The organism is Pseudovibrio sp. M1P-2-3, assembly GCF_031501865.1.
Classification (GTDB): Bacteria; Pseudomonadota; Alphaproteobacteria; order Rhizobiales; family Stappiaceae; genus Pseudovibrio; species Pseudovibrio corallicola.
Genome location: NZ_JARRCW010000001.1, coordinates 3128553 through 3150592, shown reverse-complemented (window position 1 = coordinate 3150592; position 22040 = coordinate 3128553). Strand labels below are relative to the sequence as shown.

Sequence of the window (22040 nt, the reverse complement as noted above, 5' to 3'; positions counted from 1 at the left end):
TATGGCAAAGGTATGGTCAAAAATTCTATTGGTTGAAGATACCTATGCCCTATTGGAGGCTTACAAAGCCTACCTGCTCCCAGATGGATATTCCGTTTCGACAGTAGGAACTGGTCAGCTCGCCCTTGAAGAACTACGATCGCAAAGGCCGGAAGTTATTGTTCTGGATGTGAACCTACCTGATATGTATGGCCTTGATATACTAAGGGAAGTAAAAGCTTCCAATATCAATAGTGAGGTCATTGTAGTTACAGGACAAGCCTCTGTAAAACTGGCTGTCGAAGCTATGAGAATGGGTGCTTTTGATTTTATTATGAAGCCCTTTTCAGCTGAAAGACTACGCTCGACTGTAAAGAGTGCTGTTGAGAGATATTCCCTGACACACGCCCAAGCTAAAGCAGAAAATACGGTACCTGACGGTATTTTTTCCGATATAATTGGAAACTCGGAGAAAATGCAAAAAGTTTATAGAATACTAACAAGTGTAGCCCCAAGTTCAGCAGCAGTTTTTATAAGAGGTGAAAGTGGTACGGGTAAAGAGCTGTGTGCCATAGCTCTCCACAAAGCATCAAAAAGAAGTCATCATCCATTTATTACCATAAACTGTGCCGCCATTCCCAAAGACCTTTTGGAAAGTGAAATTTTTGGACACATAAAAGGAGCCTTTACTGGCGCTTCATCGGATAGAAAAGGGGCAGCCCTTTGCGCCGATAAAGGTACGTTGTTTTTGGATGAAGTATGTGAAATGGACTTGGGTTTACAATCCAAACTCCTTCGTTTCCTTCAAGAAAAACAAGTGCAAAGAGTTGGAGAGGACAGACTGCGATCGGCTGATGTCAGGATTGTTTGTGCCACAAATAGAGACCCCCTAATAGAAATTGCTGAGGGACGTTTCAGGGAAGATCTATATTATCGACTGCATGTTGTCCCAATTAACCTACCTCCTTTACGCGAAAGGCACGGTGATGTGATTTTGCTTGGGGCATACTTTCTTAGAAAATTTTCTATTGAGGAACAAAAGAAGTTTCTGGATTTCAGTGAAGAAGCTAAGAGGCGGTTAACTCAGCACTTATGGCCCGGAAATATTAGGCAGCTACAAAATGCAATACGGAATGCAGTTGTGTTGAATGACGGGGAGGTCATGCATGATTATATGTTGCCAGAGGACATGTTCTTTTCATCTCAGAAAACTGATTTACCGGTAGAGACAGACGGTGCTGGTGGCTCTCATGTAAGGAGTACCCAAAGTTATCAAAGTGAGAGATACTCGAAAAAGGAAGCCACTGTTTCACAGTGTGATCACTCTATTTTTGAAGGCAGTTTATCACTTCAACCCTACCGAAAATTTGCAGATATAGAAGACGGCGTTAGGCAACCGAACGCTCGATCTGAGCGGGAGGATATCCTACCGTTGGAAACAGTCATACGATTAACTATCGAACGTGCAATTAGAAGTAATAATGGGAGCATTCCTAAGGCCGCCGCAGCTTTGGAAGTTAGCCCCTCAACAATTTATAGAAGGTTGCAGGTGTGGGAAGAAGAACGCAAGAAAGTGGCGGCGAATGTAAATAAAATGTAGATTTTGTTCCCAATTATTAGAAGGAACAGGTAGTAGGGTTACGCTGCTTTTCTCCTTTTTGCCTTCTGGTGTGTTTTTTGAGTAATTCGAGGAATACGAGCGATGATGGGTAAGTTTTTGACTGCTTTTTGAAACTCTTCTCTTCGTCTTAAAGTAGGGTCAAAAAATTCAAGCAAAGCCGCCAAGCCTATGCCTAAAAAGACTGCACCAATGATACCCCCAATAAGGTAAACTGACTTTCCCGGTGTTACAGGGGTTTTGGGGTCTTCTGGAGCATCAATAATTTTGACGCGCTCTGGCGCTTCATGCTTTCCAAGGTCTTGTGTTACTTGAGCCATTTCATGGCGTTTGGTCATTTCCTCAAAAGTGTGCTGTGCCAGCTTCACATTTCGGCTTAAGCGATTGACTTCCTTTTCTATAGGGCCAAACCGAGCAATATTACTTTCCAGCTTGTTTATGTTTTTTCCAAGTAGGTCTACATCCTTTTGCAGGGCTTCTCTTTTAGACTCAATCTCCTGCAAAGCCTGCATCTGGGATACCAAAAGAGGGACATTCTTCTGATTTTCTCCAACAGCTTGTCCCGCTGCAATATTCCATAGACGGTCAATATCTTCGTTAGTAATCTCGGAGCTTTCTTTGAAGAGAAGTTGTCTCTCTTCAGTCAGTCGTTGCAGTCTTTGCTCGGCAGCGCGAACTTGAGAGTGATTGTTGGTATATCGTGCTCTCAATGACGCCAATTGACCCGTGATTTCAACGATTTTCTCTTCGAGCTGGCCTACAACTGGATTTGTACTGGCCAGCCGTTTCTTCATTAGCTTTAGGGAAGCTTCGAGACTTGCTAAATCCGCTGATTTGGTATCAAACTGTTCTTTAAGCCCAATTAAACGAGTGACATTTGCTGTATAGACGGCTGGGAGGTTGTCCGCATTTCGACTTTTGAATTCTGAAAGCTTGTCTTCTGCCTTTTGTAAATTTTTGCGTTGTCGATCTAACTGCTTTTGCAAAAATGCCCCACTTTCGTCAACTGCTGAGCGCTCTGGTGAGAGCATGCGTTCCAGAAAACGTTGACTAACAGCCTCGAGTTTTGCCGCTAATCCGTTTGGGGAGCTTCCTATTATATTGAGTGAAACAAGATCGGCTCCGACAAGCCTTGCTGAAATGGCTGCTGATAACGCTCGAACTTTGAACTCCTTTTCACGCGGAGAGGTGTCGGTGGTCACATCCCCAACGTCCTCAAGAACTTTTCCGAGCACGTGCTCACTATGTAAAAGGGCATTAAGAGCTGGCATCCTGTCCTTGAGATTAGGGCCGATTGCCAAGTCTTCCAGAAAAGGATTTAGACTTGCAGGCTCTTGAACTAGAAAGGTCATATGGGCCTGATACTTTTTTGGGGCATAATCTGCGGCAATATAAGCTGTTGGTGGAAGGACAAGTAGGGGAATACATATGGTGTACCGCCGCCGCCAAGCTGCGTCCAATATCATCTTTACGAATTCAATCGGCGAACGGATCATGGCTGTCTCATGTTTAAATTGTCTTGATCGGACGGTATTAAACGAATTTCAATAGTATGTCTTATAGTTTAGCGTACTCCTAATTTATCCTAGACCTATTTAATTGATTTTCTTGCATCATATCAAACCAAGAAAAATGGTACCTCTAGGCAATGTCTTGGAGAGTTCTAATTGAGTACGAGTATTCGGTGGCAAGAGCGTTAATATATTTTTATAGATCTTTTGAGCGTGAAGCAGGCGCTCGTACGCTTTTTCTTTTTGAGAGAGACCTATAGTTATTATAATTGTTCGTTGTTCCGATATAGCTATTTGTGACAAGTTATTTAAAGATGCCTGCGTATTTTGCGAAATTGGGGAGCCGCTTACGAGCTCTGTTACCTGAATTTGTTTAGAGGAACTTCCTTTCTGGACTTTTTGCCTTTGTTGTTCAGTTTTTTCTGCGTGCTGCTTGTACGAGTCCAAAGTAGTTTTGAGTTTTCTTCGAGAAGCGACATATCTCTGATCTGATACGGGGCTTCTGCCAAACTGTTCCGCTCTGTTCAATACCTGCCCTTTTAACCGGCGTTCAGAGCCTTTTGCGGGGCTGTTTATATTGTTATGTGCGGTCAGAAGTGCTGGGGCAGAACTAAGAAACTCTCGAAATAGCTCATCAGCGCTTAGTCGGGGTGGAGTTTTATTTGTCAGGCTTTTAAAGCCATCACTACTTGCGGTTAGTGATGGTGTATCAGTTAAAGAGGGAGCTGCCAGCTCAGAACGAGCTTGAGATAACATTTCTTCAATCTTACTATTTCCATTATGGGTGGGTTTATTTCCGTTCTTAGGAATGGTGGCACTTAAATACTCAGGAAGTAAGTCATCAGGTTCATTTGAAATACAACCAGATAAGACAACTAAAATAGAAAAAAATGATACAAACTTCATCACTACATATCTCAATGGAAAAAGGTAATGCAGCAAAATTACATTGTTACTGTTTGCTGAAGTACTGTTGAACTTTAAGTCGTATCGAATCTAAATTAATATTGTTTCGTTTACCTTTTTTTAACCAGATGTTTTGGGAACTTTTCCAAAGTTTCCTCTTCAGACTTTGAGCTTCCCGTGATTTTTCCTGGTCCAGGAGCAACAGCCAACGTTGGTCGACCAGTCCTTCAGCCATATGGAGTAGTGCAAGGTTGATATCGGGTTGCTTCTTACAGATTTCAGCAGATGGAAGTAGCATCATTACATCTCCCTCTCTTCCATCTGTTGGGTCAAAAGGGTCAGCTGTTGGCATACGTGCATGCCATTGAACATAAGCTGTAGCTTTTGTTACGCGCATTCCAATTGCCGCTGTCTCCCTTATACGTCCAGTATTATAGAGCCAGACTTCCGGGCCTTTGCTTTTGAATGCTTGGACTGTGCGCGGCGTAAGGTCGAAACCGTCATTTATTAGAACAAGATCGAACAAGCTAGCCAGCTCAATATCTTTAGGGGTGTTAAGTTGGGCGGCAAGTTTTATATTCTTTGAGTTATCACGAAGTACCTTAATCCAGCTTTCGACACTACCATCTCCCAGATGTGGGTTGGAGGGCTCATCAGCAACGCTCCAGTACGGCGCGGTTAAGCCTTGTGAATTAATATCCTCTATCAGTTGGTTAAGTCTATAAGCGGCAGCTTGATTACCTAAGTTTTGCTTCAGCCGCTTGGCTGGTGTGTAGGCTAGTATTTCCTGCCCCCTTTGAGGGCTTATATTAGTCGCGGCCTTCAAATCCAACATAAACTCTTGAGTTTTGGCTCCAAGCGGAGTTTGTAAGGGGGGAGCTAGGGAACTAAGTCCAAGTGTCGTCATAAACTCCAGATCACATTTTATTTGAGCAGCCCTTCGAGAGGGACTTTGGAAGGCCCAAGTTAAATGGATCATTTCATCAAGATAAAAGCCGGCGGGATATTTTGCTTTGGGCAAGCTAATATTGGGAACAGTCAAAGAAACCGGCAAAGTTGTCGATCCGTTTTCCCAGCCGATGGTGATATTCCCTTCATACTTGCCTGGCGGAATTTGAGAACTAATATCGATCCAGAGCACTAAGCGACGTGGGTGAGGTGATGAAACTGGCAGGTCAGTAGTATCTTCAACGAGCCGAGTCTCCGAGATCTGTAGTAAGTTGCTGTTCGCTTTTAATCTTTCTAGTGTTCTTAAGGCAGCCCATATATAAGGTCTTATAAGATCGGAGTTAAAATCAGCCTGAATCGTTTTTATTTTAGTGGGGCTTATTGATACCAAATCTATGTCTGTACGGGATCCTGATCCGGCAGGAATGCTTAAGCCAAGGGAAGTAAGTTTTTGTTTGTTCTGAGTAAGCTGAACAGTTAAATCACTGGAGCCTCTTGGTGGGAGAGGCTTGACTGGCCACTGGGATCGAACTGCGCGCGCACGCTCGGAATTGACAAAGTCCAGAGCGGTCAGATCTTCAGGTGGAGATAAAAGAACAGCCGAAATATATGTAGCATCTGGACTGCTTCCCGCTAGGTCAATTTTTATACCATCCGGTCCGGCGATTGTATTTTCTTGAAAATACCCTCCTCTGTACTGCGCAATATCTGTCCAGGGATCTCCAACACCTTTAGTTTCGCGACGTTTGCCCGCAAGATACCGACGCTTTACCCACTCATCAATGGTTTCTCTTCTTAGATGAATTGTTTTATCATTGATATTTATTCTACGCTCCAGAGGGTAGGGGAGTGTTTCCCACTCACCAGGATCTTCCGTCCACAAATGGACTGTTACTGGTTTACCATTGGGCCATGGCAAAATAATCCGCTCTGCGCCTTTGATACCTGAGGCAATAAGGTTATCTACTCCAGGTCTATAAACGGCTGTTGGCTTGGCGCCGCTGATAATTTGATCGGATGGGAGTACCCTTTCAAAACCTGGGAAAATGGGGGCTTTTTCATTTCCAAAACTATAGCCGACACTCCCTGTTGGGAGTTGTGGAGTAGGCTGCAGTACAAAACGTTCAACTCTTGTACGTGTTCTTGCAGTCGAGTCTATAATGATCTGTGTTATCTCGTTTGTATCAAGGAAGCGCCCCGATGTGGTCCTCATGCCTTTTATTGGTAGACGTAGCTCGAACGGACCGGGAGGCAGCTGCTGCTCCAAATTATATCGGCTCGCATAATTGCTAGATTGAGCATCATCTATGCGCACAAGTAGAGTAATTGGTACGCTACCGGCTATTTCGCCAGAAACAACTATCTGCTCCGATTGGGGGAGGGGAAATGCTCCAACTTGGCGGTAGTAAATGGGGAGTGCTCCTTCGCCCAACTGTTTACTCTTTACATCTTTGCTCCAAGCTAACAAAGCGATGAGAATTAGCGCCCAAGTAAAGCAGATTTTCTGTCGTGGCATAGCTTGCCTCAAAGTTCATTGATTAGTTGGGTTATCCGGTGAGACCGTGCAGTCCAAGATTCGGGTTGAACAGCTTGTTGTCGTTGAGTATTCCGAAAAGTATCTGCATCAGCCTCCCTTATTCCCGCTGCTAACTGATCGCCGCTAGGGATAGTGGTTAGGAGCTTCTCGTAGGGTTGAAGAGCTGGAAACCGTGTGGAGACGATTGGATTACCTGCTGCTAGGTACTCCCGTAGCTTTAATGGGTTGCAAGCCCTAATCTGATCATTGTCTCTAAACGGGAGTAATGAGACATCAAAATGCTGCAAGTAGGCTGGCAGAAGGTGGTGAGGGCGAGGGCCTAACAAGAATATATTTGACTTGTTTTGGAGAGTGGTCGCAGCACACTCCACATTCCCTATCAAAACAAAATTCCAATGCGGAAGCTCATCGGCAGCGATAGCGATACTTTCCAAATCTACCCATTCAGCAATTGATCCATAAAAACCGGCGACAGGGCCATCCGGTAAGTCGTTCGGGCGTCCTTGGGGACTGGAGAAAAGCTCAAAGTCAACACCATGGGGAATATGAACAGTCTTGTCAGCTGGAAAGCGTTTCGTGAGGTTTTCACTAGCTGCGATGATAAGATCAGCTTTGCTTGCCAATTCTTTTTCCATAGAAAGAACGGGGCCATGATCCACACCTGCTAAAGAGCCAAAGTCATCGCCGCAGTAGTAGACCACCGCATATTCTTCCAGCTCTCCTAGAGCAACAACCGCTGTAGGTAACGATGTCCATAAAATTGGGTGAGAGAGGTTTAGTTCTTTCTTCTTTGAGCGGAGTTGCTTTCCCAATAGAATTTTATTGATTTGACGTACCCTGGAGTTTCCAGGCCACGGTATAATTTTCATAGAGCAAACAGAAATATTGCTATGGTTATCAATAGGATCACGGATGTTATTCTTTTTAGTATGTAAGAATGAACTTGCTTTTTCTAGAACTCGTTTAAAGTCTCTTATTGTTGGCTGAGGTCGCCGCATGCCTATTGAGTTTACCCAAAGCACCTTTTGGCGATCAGTCATAGCAGATATGAGGTGTTGCGTGGAGGATGGATGACGACCCCAGTCCTCACCAAAAACAACCATGTCATGCTTCATGACTGGACCCATTACTTGTTTTGTTCGAGTGTTCTCCACTGGATGTGTCCGGTGGTAGGGAAGGTATATCTTTAACTGCTATCTTTTCTGGAAGCTCGGCAATCATGCTTGGTGGAGCATTTTGAACTTGCGTTGCTTTACCTACATCTAAGTATCGAATAACTTTTGCAGGAACTCCAGCTGCAAGCACTCGTGGTGGTAAATCTTTCGTTACAACACTCCCCGCAGCTACAACTGTGCCCGCACCTATTGTGACGCCTGCAGAGACGATAACCCCTGTAGCAAGCCAAACTCCATCTTCAAGGATGATGTCGCCGACCTGATCTTCGGTCTCTGGTAGACCTTTTGCTCGGTCCTCTGGATTTAATGGGTGTCCTGGATACCCAGCAAGAAAGTTTCTGCCAGCCATCCGGACATTGTCACCCAACTTTACGCGCCGACCAACAGCAATTGTTGTTTGCCATCCAATATCAACGTTACTTCCGATTGATAGTTGAGGTGTTCCCTGTCCTCCAGAACGAGCTGATAATGTTGTTTGACCGGATATACGTACATCCCTGCCAAAATCCATATTAAGATTTCCTAGTACCAGAGGCATACCGCCATAAATGAAAAGTTGTGGCGCGGGGCTAGTCAATTGACTTTGAAAGAGTGGTGTCGTCCAGAAAATGCGAATAAATCCGAAGAAGGTGTGCTTCAGTAGGCGGCTTAGTTGATAAAACCAGTTATGTAGCCAAGGGATGGTTGGCACGGATGCACTTTTGATAAGCTTGACAATTTTAAAAAGTTTTGCAGCGGCTGGATGATCTTGTTTCTTTAGCCATTCCTTAAACTGTTGTAGTTGTTGCATAACTTTTCTCTCAAGGGTGGTTTGAGACTATCGACGCCTTGCTTTAGGAGACAGGCGTCTAATGCTCGTTAGTGTGGTGGAAGAGTCAGATCGGGACTTTTTGGGTGCTTTGATGTGAACTAGTGTGTTCGTATAACGTGACAAAGCTACCGTCAGAGCGAGTAGGATATAAATTGGCCAAGTAAAGCCCTGCGTGAGAAAAGTTCCAGATACACAAAACCCAGCTATTCCTCCAACAAGTGCCAAGGCTGTGGCTTTTGTACTTGTGGGAGCGTTTGTCTCATCAAGTATTTTCGTTGATTTAAGATTGGTCAAAACCATCAAAACAACCATGGTTACAAAAGAAATAAAGCCGGGAAATCCGGTTTCTGCCAAGACACCTAGCCAAGTTGAATGAACTGCATGATTCATGCCGTCCCAGTGGCTTGAAAAGAAGAAGTAATTATCAACGAAGTTATCGAGCCCGACACCGTTAAGAGGGCGCTGAACAGCCATACGCCATGCAGCCTGCCAAGCATAGATACGTCCCATTGCACTTTCATCGATACCTGCTTCCGCAGCTCCCCCTGATTTTCGATCATTGATGCCTGCCATGACCATCAATCCCGCAAGCCCTACTGCACCTATACCGGCAAGAATAACTTTGTTCTTGATAACGCGGTTGCCCGCAATTCCCATTACAGTCACTATGCCCAGCAAGCCGCCACGGCTTTGAGTGGCGATAATGCCCCAACAAATTAGAAGTGTGCCAATAGCTCCCAGTAATCGGTCAAAGAGAGTTGGTCTAAATATTGCCAAAGCTGTTGCGAAGCTTAGAGGAAATCCCAGAACCAGAGCCAAATCGTTGGGGTCCCCGAGTACTGACCCGTAATCGCGCCCAATGGTTACCCGGGAACCTTCAACAAGACCGAGTCCCTGCATTTTTCGAGAAACAGCAACAGCTGCTACGATCATTCCAGCAATTACGAAAATACGAGCGGCTAAAGCAAAGTCCTCAGGCTTTTTCATTATCCAACTGATGGCCAAAACCATAATACCAATTTTGCTGTATGTAGAAGTGTAGTAGGAAAATGCGAGTCCCTTACTCATCGACAAGAACAAACCGATAGTAACCAACGCAAAGAAGACTGCGAAAGCGGTTAAGTCTCTTGTCCAATATACTTTGAGTGTTTTAACGCACATCGTTTGCCAACATAGAAGCCCTAATGTGGGAAGGGCGAGGAGTATGGGAATGCGTAGAGGCATTAAAACAGGGAAGACTTCGTGTATGCGGAAAAAAGAAAACACTACAAAACCCAGACACAAATAAAAAAGGGAGTTTACGGCGATTAAGAAACAAATTGGGAGGAGTGCAACACCAACCACCAAGAGAGGGTGGATTGGATTAAAAAGAGTGGAGCCAACAATTAATGAAGAAATGAGGGCTACAGCAATGTGATTTATTCTCTTTTGTTGTCGTGGGAACTCCGGGAGCCGCGTCATGTTCCAACTCCGGATAAGCTAAATACATGCCGACCTTTTATTTTGAAGGCAACTCCCAAACCCGCACCTAACATAATCAGCCCCCAAGCGATGGCGTAGGCAAACTGAATGGGAAGTGTGCTATATGCTGGTTGCAACACGATTGCCGTTACAGCAAGTAGTGTAAATATGCTCATGAAGCCAAGGCGGTACGGAATAGGGGCCCGGCGATGGAAGAATGATATAAACAAAGTAAAACGTACACTTTGGCCAAGAAGTGTCGCAACAATGGCACCTGCTACGCCATAGCTGCTGACAAGAAGAGCATAACCGGCAATTGCGGTTCCACCGCCTACCGTGTTTACAATGAGAACGTAGAAGCCATGTCGCGCTCGATAGCTGCCTACATTGAAAAGGGAGCACAGTTCATTCATTGAAAAACAAAGGATTAGCCACGGTATATATGCAATCGCCGGAGTATAACTTTCGGGAAGAAACCAGATAATAAATATTGGTGCAGTCAGAGCTGTTCCCAAAGCACCTATTATCAGGATCCAGAAACCGAGCAAGGTCGCATCCGCTGAGAATGCTAAACCATTCTTTTGTTCTAAAACGCCTATTCTCTTAGCATGCCACCAAAGACCAAAGGGTTGTAAAAGAATAGGTGCAGCAAGCGCCAGTTTTACTGCAATAGAGTAGTGTGCCAGTGTTTCTGGAGTAATGGCTGTTACAAGAAACCACCTGTCACATGAGCCCAGAGCAAACATCGCAAGTGCCCCGCCAACCAAAGGAAGCCCAAAGTGGAACGTTCTTTGAAATCCTTTTCTGGAGAGATGAGCGCCGGATTTTTTAATTTGCAGAAACAATAGGCTTGCCGTGAGGATGATATCCAAAGTTCCATTTGCAGCCAAAATTGCATCAAGACCATAGCCATTCATGAGAAAGGCAACCATTGCGATGGCCTGAAGTATTCCTCTGGATGCGGTGAAGAAGAAAAACCATAGGGGCCGGTTTCCAAGTCGAAGCCAAGCAAGAGGGAGCTCTATCAAGCCAGCCAAAGTAGCACCGAGGACGCTTAACCGGAGTGCATAAATGTTTACTGGTAGGTTCCATGCGGAGACAATAAGCGGGAGAAATAGTTGAACAGCACTTCCCAAGATGAACGTGATTAGGAGCGCACTTCCCGTAATTGCTGCAGTCTCTTTATTGCGCTCTGCCTCTGAGCTCTGAGTTCCAGAAAATCGGAAGAGCGTATCTGCGAGTCCCAAAGCGCAGATCAAACCTATAAATTCTACGATGGAGGCAATAACATCAAGATAGCCAACGTCTTCGGGTTTCATATACCCGGTTAGGACAGGTATGGTTACGACGGATAGCCCTTTTGTGAGAACGATACTGGCTATGTAAGGCCAAGCTTTAAAAATCCCATTTAGAGCCATTGTTTAGGACACCCAAAATACACGAGAGTTCCATCTCAAAAAAGCGTTGTTGTAATACTTGGCAGTTGGTTTTCTGTTGTCTGCTAAGTGAGCCGAAATGACGCCTGTTAAGTTTGCTCCACTGGGTTGAAAAGTCTTGGCCAAAAATTGGCTCAGAAGCTGCAAGGTCACGTTTAGTAGGAGCAAGCGAAGTGCCAGACGTTTGACGACTTGGAGAACATCGAATGAGTGTGAACCCTGTATGTTCTGTGATTATTCCAACAAAGAACTGTTTAGATTATCTTGAGAACGCTCTGCAAAGTGTAGTGGCTCAAGATATGCCGGATATTGAAATTATTGTTGTAGATGACGGATCTGACGATGGCACAGAGGCTTTTTTGAAGGAGTTTAAAAAAAGGCATGGGGGAATTGTCGCTTTGGAGGGGCTGGGCGAAGGCCCAGCCTTTGCAAGAAATAAAGCGATAGACTACTCTCAAGCGAAATTGATAGCCTTTCTGGATGCCGATGATATTTGGTACCCTCAAAAGTTGGTGATGCAAGTCGAGTGGCATCTTCACCACCCCAAAGCTGCTTTCAGTTTTACCGATTATCGGCATGTGAATCCGTGCGGGGATGACCTTGGAACTTGTTTTGACTACTGGCGAAGGTGCATCGACATACCAAGTAGCAAGAGCTTCTGTGAGCTTGTGAATGCTGAGTCTTCAATTTTAGCTGCAAATATAGTTGGAACATCCACAGTAGTTGCAAACTCGGAATATTTGCGAAATGCAAATGGTTTTGCAACGGAGCTGCCTTCCGCCGAGGATTGGGATTTGTGGCTTAAGCTTGCCACTATGGGCCCTGTTGGTGTTTCTGGGTGTGTTACTATGGACTATCTTATGCGGCCTGGAAGTGAGACGCAGAAGAAAGATGCTAGAATTCAGGCTGTAGAAATGATTCTGGAGCGCTACTCTGAGAACTCGGCACCAAAAATTAAAAGGGGCTTGAGGAAAGCGAATGCCAATCTGGCCGTTTCAAAGGCAGAACGTTACCGAGATCAAGGTGCAATGTCAGAAGCGCTACGTGAACACCTTAAAGCTCTTATTCTTCAACCTGACAAGCGTACAGCAATCGCGGCACTTTCTGATGCTAAAAACTATTTGATGAGAAAACAGGCAAGCTAACTAAATTAAGTAGGTCTATGCATGAATCTCTACACTGATGCCCGTCAAGCAACTCTTGAAGAAGTCTCTGTTATGAGGCGTGGTTTGCGAAGGCGACTGGAAAGCTTAGCGGTGGCGGAGGAAGTCTCGGACGATCTTCAGCTTGTGGTGTCTGAATGGGGGGCCAATCTTGTCAGACACTCTGAAAAGAAACCAAGCAAAATTGAAATATCCTTGGATATGACAGGGGCGAGCTTAACGCTAACTATTTCAGATAATGGCAGTAGTTACGATGGAATTAGCGAAGTTACTGCAGATAGCGCTTTGGATGAAAACCCTTTTGAAAGGGAGGGAGGCCGCGGGCAAGGGCTTATTGTGGCTATGGTTGATGGGCTTTCCTATGAAGCTGGCCAAGCGCATAGTGGGTATAAGAACCGCTTAGTCTTACACCGGCAGTTAATTGACCGAAGACCATCGGTACTTGTGGTTGATGATGACCCAACTCTTGCAAATACTTATGCTGCTTTTTTAGGAAAAGATCATAAAGTTAAAGTTGCAACTACATTAAGAGATGCTTTGAATTTCGCTAAGTCATATCCAGTGGACATAATACTGACCGACTATCATTTGGATGAGGGGACCGGTGAGGGCATTATTCAAATTATAGAAGAGGATGTGGGGAAAGTACCAGCACCTGTTATTATGATAACAGGTGATAAAGATCCAGATTTAAAAGTAAGGCTGGAAGATTTAGGTATTGAGAGTGTTTTAAATAAGCCAGTAGCACCCAAAGCTCTTCGTAGAGCCGTTAGACACTCTTTACGCCGAGCTTTAAGGCAAAGAACGGGATTATTACGGCATTTTGAGGTAGTCTCTCAAGAGTTGGGCAGTTCACAAGGTGACCAAGCCAGAATAAACGGCTTCTCATTGGAACGAAAAGGTGGCTCTGCTGATGTTGGAACGGGTGATGCACTCATTGTCTGCCATGGACCCGGATTTGATCGAGTGATATTGGTCGATATGGTTGGCCACGGGATTGTTGCTCAAGCCTGTGGTGTTGCGTTTCTAGCAATGTTGAGAACAGTGCATGCGCTCAACAAGGAGCTAGGGCCGGATAGGTTTTTGGAGGAGGTTAACAGTGTCCTCCTAGGAGATATAAACTTTTCTGGTCTGCTGTGTACGTTGATTGTAGTTGACTGTTATCCTCAAGGTGAAGTTTCGATAGCTTCGGCAGGGCACGTTGAACCAGTAATAATATCGCAAGGTATCTTAAAGCAACTCCCTGTCTCAGGCGGGCTTATTGCTTTGATGCCAGGTCAAGAGTTCCCTCTTACCAAAATGATACTAGGTGAAAATGATAAGCTGATTTTAATGACTGATGGCCTTGACCCAGCAGGGTTGGCCAGTGGGGAAAATGTGCCTTTATGGCTTGAGAGAGCGCTGCTAAAGCATTTGGGCTCCCAAAAATTGCCTTCCATGAGTGAACTGCGAAAAGATGTAGTTGCTGAACTTGGTCCTGAGCCTGAAGATGACTGGACTTTGATTAATCTTATGCGTTGCTCTTTAAATTGATAGGGTGCTCGGAGGGTTTTGGTGGGAGGCCCGCCTTTTCATAGACTGAAATTATCTTTGGAACATATTTTGCTGAGGAATATTTCTCCCTTACTAATGCAAGGGCTTTTTGGCGTTTCATCATCAATTGTTCTGGAGTCGAATGTTTCCACTCAGTGAATACTGTTTGTAGCGATGGAAAGTCGTTACTGTGAAAAACCCAGCCAACTCCCCTAGAAATAATATCTGGCAAAGCGCCAACATTTGCTGCAATAACAGGGATGCCAGAAGCCATCGCTTCTAATACTACCAAAGGAAGCCCCTCTGCTCGAGATGGTATAATGACAAGTCCTAGTTTAGGCCAAACCTGAGATAAATCGGCTGTCATTCCGTGGAACTGGACATTACTTGAGAAATCTCTCCTCAACTCCTGCCCCATAGGGCCATCCCCGTATATGTTCCAGCTATAGCCATCATTTTCATAACTCTTGGCTAACTGGCAAAAAATGTCAGGGGCCTTTTCATAGGATAACCTTCCTATAAAAGCGATCTCTTTTCCCAAAGGTCGGTTGGGCGGTTGCGCTGGAGCCTCAATAAAGTTGGGAATTAGGTCGCTCGAATAAAATAGCGAGTTTGCTATATCTTTGCTGACAGAAATTCGAGAGGAAAGGATGCTGGAGGCATTGTCCAGAAACTGGTAGAGGTTGAGGGGAAAATTGCCTATTTCGCCAGCATGAAAAGTGGAAACTACTTTTGTGTTCGTGTTCGTGATTGCCCCTGCTGCACGCCCTAAAATGCCCGCTTTATAGCCATGAGTGTGTATTATCGCTGGGTGCTCTGACTTTATAGTTTTATAAAGGTGTTTAAAGGAGCCTTGCAAACTCTTGTAGGAGATTTGAGCGTCTTTGATTTGATTAAGCCAAAGGTTATTGACGTAGTCATTCCAAAGTACAATGTTACAGTCATATCCCTTTTCTTTCAAAGCACCCGCTAGTACTAGAATGTGCTTTTCAATTCCTCCAATTCCACCGGAATCTACAAACTGCCAAACCTTTGCCACTAATTGCCTCCTCTTTTGAGAAGCTTGCAGCAAGCTCAATGCCAATACTTCTAAGCGGGCCTTTCAATCTTGTTAGTTGTCCGTTCTGAGATCCAAATTCCCGCTAAAACAAAAAACAAAGCAGCACCATGATAAATGTATAGTTTCTCTTCCAGAAGCAATATGCATAGTAGGCTACCAAAGATTGGGACGAGGTTTATGAATACTCCGGCTCTGCTCGGGCCAATTGCCTCAACTCCTTTCATAAAAAAGATTTGGCTAAGGAAAGAAGGAAAAATAGCAATATAAAGACAGATAGCCCAGCCTTTTGGACTAGGCCATTGTAGGCCGGATGTACTTACTTCCATAAAGAGAAGGGGAAGAGACGTTAGCATTGCTACGCTAGCAAGAACTGTAAAGAGAGAAATAGCTGAAACTGGAGGTGTATTGCGCAATGCAAGCGCGTATCCAGCATAGAATAAACAGGCTAGAAGAATAAAAATATCACCTTTATTGAAATTCAGGCTTAGCAAACGCTCTAAAGAACCTTCACTGGTAATAATAGCAACTCCACTCACTGTTATTAAGATGCCAACTAGCTGTAGGAGACTGGATTGAGTGCGCAGGAAGAAAACAGAGCCAATAAGAATGAAAATTGGTATAGCGCCTTGTATAATACCGATATTTAATGCTGTTGTTTCATGGGCTGCCAAATAAAACAGACTATTGAACCCAGTGAAACCAAATGCCGCCATGAGAGTAAGCATCATGATTTGTGGGCGAAGAAGGTGCCAATCTCGTTTTACATTTTTCCAAAATAAAAAAATGCAGAGGCTTGCAACTATAAACCAGCGCAGGAAAACAATTAGTAATGGAGATACTTCCCCAACAGCAAACCTTGCTGCAACGATGTTTCCACCCCAAAACGCTGTAGCCAGCAATAGGAGTAGAAACGGATTTTGAACAGCATTTATTGGTATTGGAATTCTCTTGTTAATTGAAGCCATCTGGATTGAGTTTGGAACCTCTGGAGTTCTATTGATTATTTCCAAAAAGGAAAAACTGCTTGTTGATTATCGCAATTGATAACAGTAATTGCTTTTGTCACTTAATAGGGTAGTGAAACTCCTCAATCTAATAGAAGATTGATAAATAAAACAGCCTAGGATGTATCATGTCAGAAATGATTAGTATTGCAAACCTCAAAGTAGCCAGCTCTCTATTTCAATTCATAGAAAATGAAGCACTTCCAGACTCTGGTGTGAGCCCGACTACTTTTTGGGAGAACCTTTCACAAATTCTGCATGATATGACTCCTAGAAATGAGGAGTTGCTTGCGAAGAGAGAGGAATTGCAGGCAAAAATCGATGTATGGCATAAGGAAAATTCCGGACCTGTTGATCTAGAAACCTACAAGGCTTTTCTTACAGAAATCGGGTACTTAATACCTGAGGGAGAGAAGTTTGAAATAAGCCCTGAAAATGTAGACCCGGAAATTGCTGTTATCGCTGGGCCTCAGCTTGTCGTGCCCGTCATGAATGCGCGTTATGCTCTTAATGCCGCAAATGCCCGCTGGGGATCGCTGTATGATGCCCTTTATGGAACCGATGCTATGGGAAGCCTACCGTCATCCGGTGGGTTTAATAGTGTACGGGGTGCAGAAGTTATTGCTTTTGCAAAGTCCAAACTTGATGAGGCAGTACCGCTGGATCAGGCAAAATGGGCGGATGTAAAGGATATCTCTGTTTTTGGCTCCTCACTTGCTGTCATACTAGAGAACGACGACATAATCGGCCTTCTTAATCCAATGCAATTTATCGGCTATGTGGGTGAAACAGAAAGCCCCGACAAGGTGTTGTTGAGCAAGAATGGCTTACACCTTGAAATTGTCCTTGATCGGGAGAGCCGAATTGGGAAAATGGATAGGGCAGGGATTTCCGATATAAACATGGAATCTGCACTCACCACGATTATGGACTGTGAGGATTCTGTTGCAGCTGTTGATGCTGATGATAAAGTAACAGTTTATCGGAACTGGCTTGGGCTTATGCTAGGGAACCTAAATACCAAGCTGGAGAAAGCAGGAAAGGTTATTACACGGTCTTTGAATGCGGATCGCAAATACCTTGATGCGCAAGGCGAGGAGTTTTCGCTATCAGGCCGTTCTCTCATGCTTGTCAGGAATGTAGGTCACCTTATGACTAACCCTGCAGTACAGCTGGAAAACGGTCGCGAGGCACCTGAAGGTATTTTGGATGCCATGATCACGGTTTTGATTGCGTTGCATGATATTGGTTTGAGCGGGGTTACTTCTGGGCGGAATGCAAACTCACGAGAAGGTTCCATATACGTGGTAAAACCTAAGATGCATGGGCCCGAAGAGGTTTCCTTTGCTGATGAGTTGTTTACAAAAGTTGAAGCTGCCTACGGAATGGAACCAAATACCATCAAGATGGGTATTATGGATGAGGAAAGACGCACAACCGTTAACTTGAAAGAGTGTATTCGTGCTGCGAAAAAACGCGTCTGCTTTATTAACACCGGCTTTTTGGACAGAACAGGTGATGAGATACACACCTCAATGGAAGCGGGGCCGATGGTCCGTAAAGGGGATATGAAGTCTACTGCATGGATCAATGCCTATGAAGATTGGAATGTCGATATTGGTCTAGAGTGTAGTTTAAGAGGCCAAGCCCAGATTGGCAAAGGGATGTGGGCAATGCCTGATCTCATGGAAGCAATGCTGCAACAGAAGGCTTCCCATCCAAAAGCCGGTGCAAATACGGCTTGGGTTCCATCACCTACCGCTGCGACTTTGCATGCGCTTCATTATCATCAGGTCAATGTTCCGAATCTGCAAGAAAGTTTGGAAAACAGAGAACGGGCTGGCTTGGATGCAATCCTGACAATTCCGGTTGCCGACAGTCCTAATTGGTCACCTTCGGAAATACAGGAAGAGCTTGAAAACAATATTCAAGGTATTCTGGGGTATGTTGTTCGATGGATTGATAATGGTGTTGGTTGTTCCAAAGTACCAGATATCAACAATGTGGGGCTGATGGAAGATAGGGCAACTCTCAGAATTTCATCTCAGCATGTTGCGAATTGGTTGTACCATGGAATCTGTACGAAAGAGCAGGTTTTGAAAGTATTTGAAAAGATGGCAAAGGTTGTTGATGAGCAAAATTCTTCAGATGCTTCTTACAGGCCAATGTCACTTAACCTAGAAAAATCTATTGCCTATCAGGCCGCCTGCGATTTGGTATTAAAAGGTCGAGAGCAACCAAGCGGTTATACGGAGCCTTTGCTACATAGCTATCGTCTTCTGTTCAAGAAAGATATCCATTAATCAATATTTTAGGGCACCTCCTGAGGTGCCCTATTTACTTTTCTCAGCGTAAATTTTCTGCTTCTTCCGATTTCCTGTCACATTTTGATACATGCTTTTTCTGTTATCTTTTGTTGGATCCTATAAAATGCATTTTAGTTCCATTATCGGTGGTCAACTAAGAGTAAAGGCAAAGTCACTTTGCATATCAAGTGTTGGATTCTAGGAGAGTATTTTGCAGGCAGCTCCACATATATTGGTCGTTGATGATCATCGTGACATCAGAGAACCGTTGGCGCGGTATCTGCAGAAAAATAATTTCCGAACCAGTTTAGCTGAAAGCGCGGCAGAAGCACGCAAAACGATAAACAACTCCTCTATTGATTTGGTAGTACTGGATATCATGATGCCGGGTGAGGATGGCCTTTCATTATGCAGAAGTCTGGTGGAGGCTCAGCAGGTTCCAGTTATTCTCTTGACCGCAATGGTTGAGGAAACAGACCGTATTATAGGATTGGAAATTGGGGCTGACGATTATGTGACGAAGCCTTTTAATCCAAGGGAACTATTGGCCAGAATTAGGGCCGTACTCCGCCGTGTGGCGCAGTTGCCAAAAGAGCGAGATCCTGAACAGAGAAAAAAACTGGCCTTTGAGGAATGGGTGCTTGACCTGTCAAGCAGAGAGCTCACTAAAGGGGATGACGTCGTAATCCCTCTATCTACCGGTGAGTTCCAATTGTTAGTGGCATTTTTAAAGCGGCCCAATGTGGTGCTGTCTCGAGATCAACTTCTTGACTTGACATCGGGTCGATCTCCTGCGGTTTTTGACCGATCTATCGATAATCAGGTTTCCCGTTTAAGGCGTAAAATTGAAGCTGATCCCAAAGTGCCCATACTAATTAAAACAGTTTGGGGTGGGGGATATACCTTTACTGCCAAAGTGACCGAGCCATGAAATGAAATGGATTACAAAAATACTACCACAACGAATGGTAGGACAGCTTCTATTGATAATTCTGGCCACTGTTTTGGTTGCTCAGTTTTTAACTTTTATGGTGTTCAGGGGGGAGCACAGCAATGACTTGGTTGATGTGGTTAGAGAAAACGCCCTGTGGGGATCTGCCTCCGTTGTAAAACTCGTTGAAGACACGCCGGAGAGCCTTCAAGCAAAGGTTTTGAAGGCAATCTCCAACAGGCGGGCTCGATACTTCATCGATACTCAGCCAATAATTAAAAGGTCTGGTGATAAAGGATTAGAGCAGGCCTTGAAGAGGCGCTTGAACCGCTCACTAGACGGGCAACGGCCCATATTTGTCTCAGTAAATCGAGAGAGTTCTCATTTTTTTCGAGATGAAAATCGTTCTCAGCGGGAGCGTTTTCAAAAGAGAGAAGGGTATAGTTTACGTAAGGTCGAACGAAAACTAGGCTTGTACAGGCTGAAGGAAGTACAGATTTACATTTCGGTACAACTGAAAAATGGCGGATGGTTGAATATTGTTAGCCATTTCAATCCACCTAGAAGGCCTCTCTTACCTGCTTTATTGCCAGTAATAATTCTTGCCACACTCATTACTCTCGTAATTTGGGTCTTTATAGCGCGGCTTATTCGCCCCCTAAGGTCGTTGGAAAAGGCTGCCGAGCAGTTCGGGCGAGGACATAAAGCCGAAACTTTGAAGGAAGGTGGGCCTCTCGAAGTCAAAACAACTATTGCTGCTTTCAACTTAATGCAGGAGCGCCTCTCGAGTTTTGTTAAAAGCCAAACGCGCATGATTGCTGCAATTAGTCATGACTTGAGAACCCCTATAACTTCCTTAAGAATCCGCGCTGAATTTATTGAGAACTCTGAGGATAGAAAGCGAATAATTGCTACCTTGGATGAGATGCAGGCCATCACTGAAGCTAGTTTATCTTTCGCGAAAGACAATGTTGTTTTGGAGGAGGTGCGCCGCGTCAATATAGGTGAACTCGTGGAAACAATCGTTGAAGACTATGTTGCCATGGGCAAAGATGTAACACTGGTACAAACATGTGAGACGGTTATCTCTGCGCGGATCTCCTCCCTTAAAAGGACTCTGCGTAATGTGATTGACAATGCGATACGGTATGGAATTTGTGCAAGAGTTAAAGTTGCTGAGGAAAAGGGACGTATCGTTATTGAGGTTATAGATGAAGGGCCGGGTATCCCAGAGGAAAAACGAGAAGAGGTTTTTGAACCTTTTTATCGCCTAGAAACCAGCAGAAATGAAAAAACTGGTGGAATTGGCCTTGGTTTGGCAATTTGCCGAAATATCATAAGTGCCCATGGTGGCACTATTAACCTGAAAAATAATAGGGCTGGGAAAGGTCTGATTGTGATCATCTCGCTCCCCATTTAGTTGTGTGCTTGCTCGGTTGCGGGGCAGTACAGTGCACCCTTATATGAAATTGGGAAGATGAATCTGACATCAAACTCTCTTGCTGGAGAGTTCGATGTCAGATATATGCTAGTTAACTAATATGTCTGACATTGGTCAGAAAATCAGAGGTATATACGGAAATTGGCCTACAGATTTTTAAGTAGCTGACTAAAATCTTTTACCGGACGTACTTCTCCTACTTGCTTTCCTCTGCGGCTCTCCAGAGGCTGTGTAAGCCATGGTGACAGGCCTGCTGTTTCTTCATCATTGGTATCCAGAAGAGAGTCTAGAACCGAGGCCATCATAACTTCGGAGGCACGAATTGTACCATCATCACACTTTAAAGTGACGCCAAAGCCGAGCTCGGGAATAGATGCGCAGAAAACACCTTCCGCGCCATGTTTTACAAAGGCTCTCCCTTTAAAGGCGTGCATGATATCTGTACAAAAACGTTGTTTTCCAGCAACCATATATGGCTCATTAACGCAGGCTTCAAAAAGCGTTTCCGCTGCGTTCGCACGTACTGGGTCTAAGCCTTCACCAGTTCCAAAGCAGGCAAATGCTCTGGCGGTTTTGTTTAGGGCAATCGCATAGGTCGGAATTGAACATCCATCAGTTCCACAGTGTTCGGAGCCAAGAATTTCACCTGTCATGGCTTCCAGTACATTCCGGATTTCTTTTTGAACCGGATGATCGTAGTCAACATAGTTCTCAGTGGAAATGCCCATTACTCTTGCAAGGCCCAGAAAACCTGCATGTTTTCCTGAACAGTTATTATGAAGAGGGCAGGGCTTTTCTTTATTCTCGATGAGCTGAATAATGTCATGCATGAGGGTGGGCCATTGCTCACCACATAGCAGGCTATCTTCAGATAAGCCCGCTTTTCGAAGCATCATTCTGGCTGTTTTTGCATGGACTTCTTCACCATTGTGAGATGCGCAAGCAAGTGCCAACTCTGCTTCATCGTAATCCAGAGCGTCTGCCGCTCCCGATTCGACTAATGGAAGAGCCTGAAGTACTTTGATGGCTGAACGTGGAAACACTCCTTGCTCCACGTCTCCTATGCCGAATACAAGGTGGCCTGTTTCATCAACAATAGCGATACTTCCGCGATGCCTACTCTCTATGAGGTTACCGCGTGTAACTTCCACCAAAACCGGATTGTCCATTGGGTCTTTAACCACTCTTGCCTAATGATTTGCAGGGTGAGTTGAAACTCT

General features: G+C 44.6%; 16 protein-coding genes. 6 read left to right on the top strand and 10 right to left on the bottom strand.

The features are described from left to right. Position 1: 1 nt before the first annotated feature. On the top strand, positions 2 to 1579 hold the full coding sequence (locus tag P6574_RS13650; protein ID WP_310620820.1) for a sigma-54-dependent transcriptional regulator: 1578 nt from the start codon (positions 2 to 4) through the stop codon (positions 1577 to 1579). A 38-nt stretch (positions 1580 to 1617) separates the two neighbouring features. Here the strand turns inward: P6574_RS13650 and P6574_RS13645 are convergent, their stop codons facing one another. The 7 genes from P6574_RS13645 to P6574_RS13615 all read right to left on the bottom strand — a co-directional run bounded on the left by P6574_RS13645 (position 1618) and on the right by P6574_RS13615 (position 11364). After that, on the bottom strand, positions 1618 to 2799 hold the full coding sequence (locus P6574_RS13645; protein ID WP_310620819.1) for a GumC family protein: 1182 nt from the start codon (positions 2797 to 2799) through the stop codon (positions 1618 to 1620). Between the two features lie 411 nt (positions 2800 to 3210). Continuing rightward, complete coding sequence (locus P6574_RS13640; RefSeq protein ID WP_310620818.1) at positions 3211 to 4014, bottom strand: hypothetical protein; 804 nt, start codon at positions 4012 to 4014, stop codon at positions 3211 to 3213. Positions 4015 to 4060: 46 nt separating this feature from the next. Next, positions 4061 to 5845, bottom strand: coding sequence for a hypothetical protein (locus tag P6574_RS13635; RefSeq protein ID WP_310620817.1), 1785 nt, complete (start codon positions 5843 to 5845; stop codon positions 4061 to 4063). 641 nt (positions 5846 to 6486) lie between these two features. Next, positions 6487 to 7539 (bottom strand): glycosyltransferase, encoded by a 1053-nt coding sequence (locus P6574_RS13630; protein ID WP_310620816.1) that lies wholly within the window; start codon positions 7537 to 7539, stop codon positions 6487 to 6489. A 64-nt stretch (positions 7540 to 7603) separates the two neighbouring features. Further along, entirely contained in the window at positions 7604 to 8464 is an 861-nt protein-coding gene (locus tag P6574_RS13625; protein WP_310620815.1) for an acyltransferase, read from the bottom strand. Positions 8465 to 8491: 27 nt separating this feature from the next. Beyond that, positions 8492 to 9472 carry an O-antigen ligase family protein gene (locus P6574_RS13620; RefSeq protein WP_310620814.1) on the bottom strand — a complete coding sequence of 327 codons (981 nt, stop codon included), beginning with the start codon at positions 9470 to 9472 and terminating at the stop codon, positions 8492 to 8494. A gap of 470 nt (positions 9473 to 9942) precedes the next feature. Next, complete coding sequence (locus P6574_RS13615) at positions 9943 to 11364, bottom strand: lipopolysaccharide biosynthesis protein (protein ID WP_310620813.1); 1422 nt, start codon at positions 11362 to 11364, stop codon at positions 9943 to 9945. A gap of 224 nt (positions 11365 to 11588) precedes the next feature. Here P6574_RS13615 and P6574_RS13610 point away from each other — a divergent pair, with 224 nt between their 5' ends. Together P6574_RS13610 and P6574_RS13605 are read left to right on the top strand one after the other, a co-directional pair. Further along, positions 11589 to 12527 (top strand): glycosyltransferase family A protein, encoded by a 939-nt coding sequence (locus P6574_RS13610; RefSeq protein WP_310620812.1) that lies wholly within the window; start codon positions 11589 to 11591, stop codon positions 12525 to 12527. Between the two features lie 21 nt (positions 12528 to 12548). After that, positions 12549 to 14078 carry a SpoIIE family protein phosphatase gene (locus P6574_RS13605; protein WP_310620811.1) on the top strand — a complete coding sequence of 510 codons (1530 nt, stop codon included), beginning with the start codon at positions 12549 to 12551 and terminating at the stop codon, positions 14076 to 14078. Here the strand turns inward: P6574_RS13605 and P6574_RS13600 are convergent. Together P6574_RS13600 and P6574_RS13595 are read right to left on the bottom strand one after the other, a co-directional pair. Beyond that, on the bottom strand, positions 14056 to 15117 hold the full coding sequence (locus P6574_RS13600; RefSeq protein ID WP_310620810.1) for a glycosyltransferase family 4 protein: 1062 nt from the start codon (positions 15115 to 15117) through the stop codon (positions 14056 to 14058). The genes P6574_RS13605 and P6574_RS13600 overlap by 23 nt on opposite strands. A gap of 50 nt (positions 15118 to 15167) precedes the next feature. After that, positions 15168 to 16148 (bottom strand): DMT family transporter, encoded by a 981-nt coding sequence (locus P6574_RS13595; protein ID WP_310620809.1) that lies wholly within the window; start codon positions 16146 to 16148, stop codon positions 15168 to 15170. A 122-nt stretch (positions 16149 to 16270) separates the two neighbouring features. On the opposite strand from P6574_RS13595, the gene P6574_RS13590 reads away from it, so the two are divergent. From P6574_RS13590 to P6574_RS13580, 3 genes are all read left to right on the top strand, one after another. Next, complete coding sequence (locus P6574_RS13590; RefSeq protein ID WP_310620808.1) at positions 16271 to 18445, top strand: malate synthase G; 2175 nt, start codon at positions 16271 to 16273, stop codon at positions 18443 to 18445. A gap of 214 nt (positions 18446 to 18659) precedes the next feature. After that, positions 18660 to 19379: a response regulator gene (locus P6574_RS13585; RefSeq protein ID WP_310620807.1), complete on the top strand. Its 720-nt coding sequence runs from the start codon at positions 18660 to 18662 to the stop codon at positions 19377 to 19379. A gap of 34 nt (positions 19380 to 19413) precedes the next feature. Next, a complete protein-coding gene (locus P6574_RS13580; protein WP_310620806.1) occupies positions 19414 to 20799 on the top strand; it encodes an ATP-binding protein in 1386 nt (461 codons plus the stop codon). Positions 20800 to 20966: 167 nt separating this feature from the next. Here the strand turns inward: P6574_RS13580 and P6574_RS13575 are convergent, their stop codons facing one another. Further along, positions 20967 to 21989 (bottom strand): asparaginase, encoded by a 1023-nt coding sequence (locus tag P6574_RS13575; RefSeq protein ID WP_310620805.1) that lies wholly within the window; start codon positions 21987 to 21989, stop codon positions 20967 to 20969. Positions 21990 to 22040: the final 51 nt, after the last annotated feature.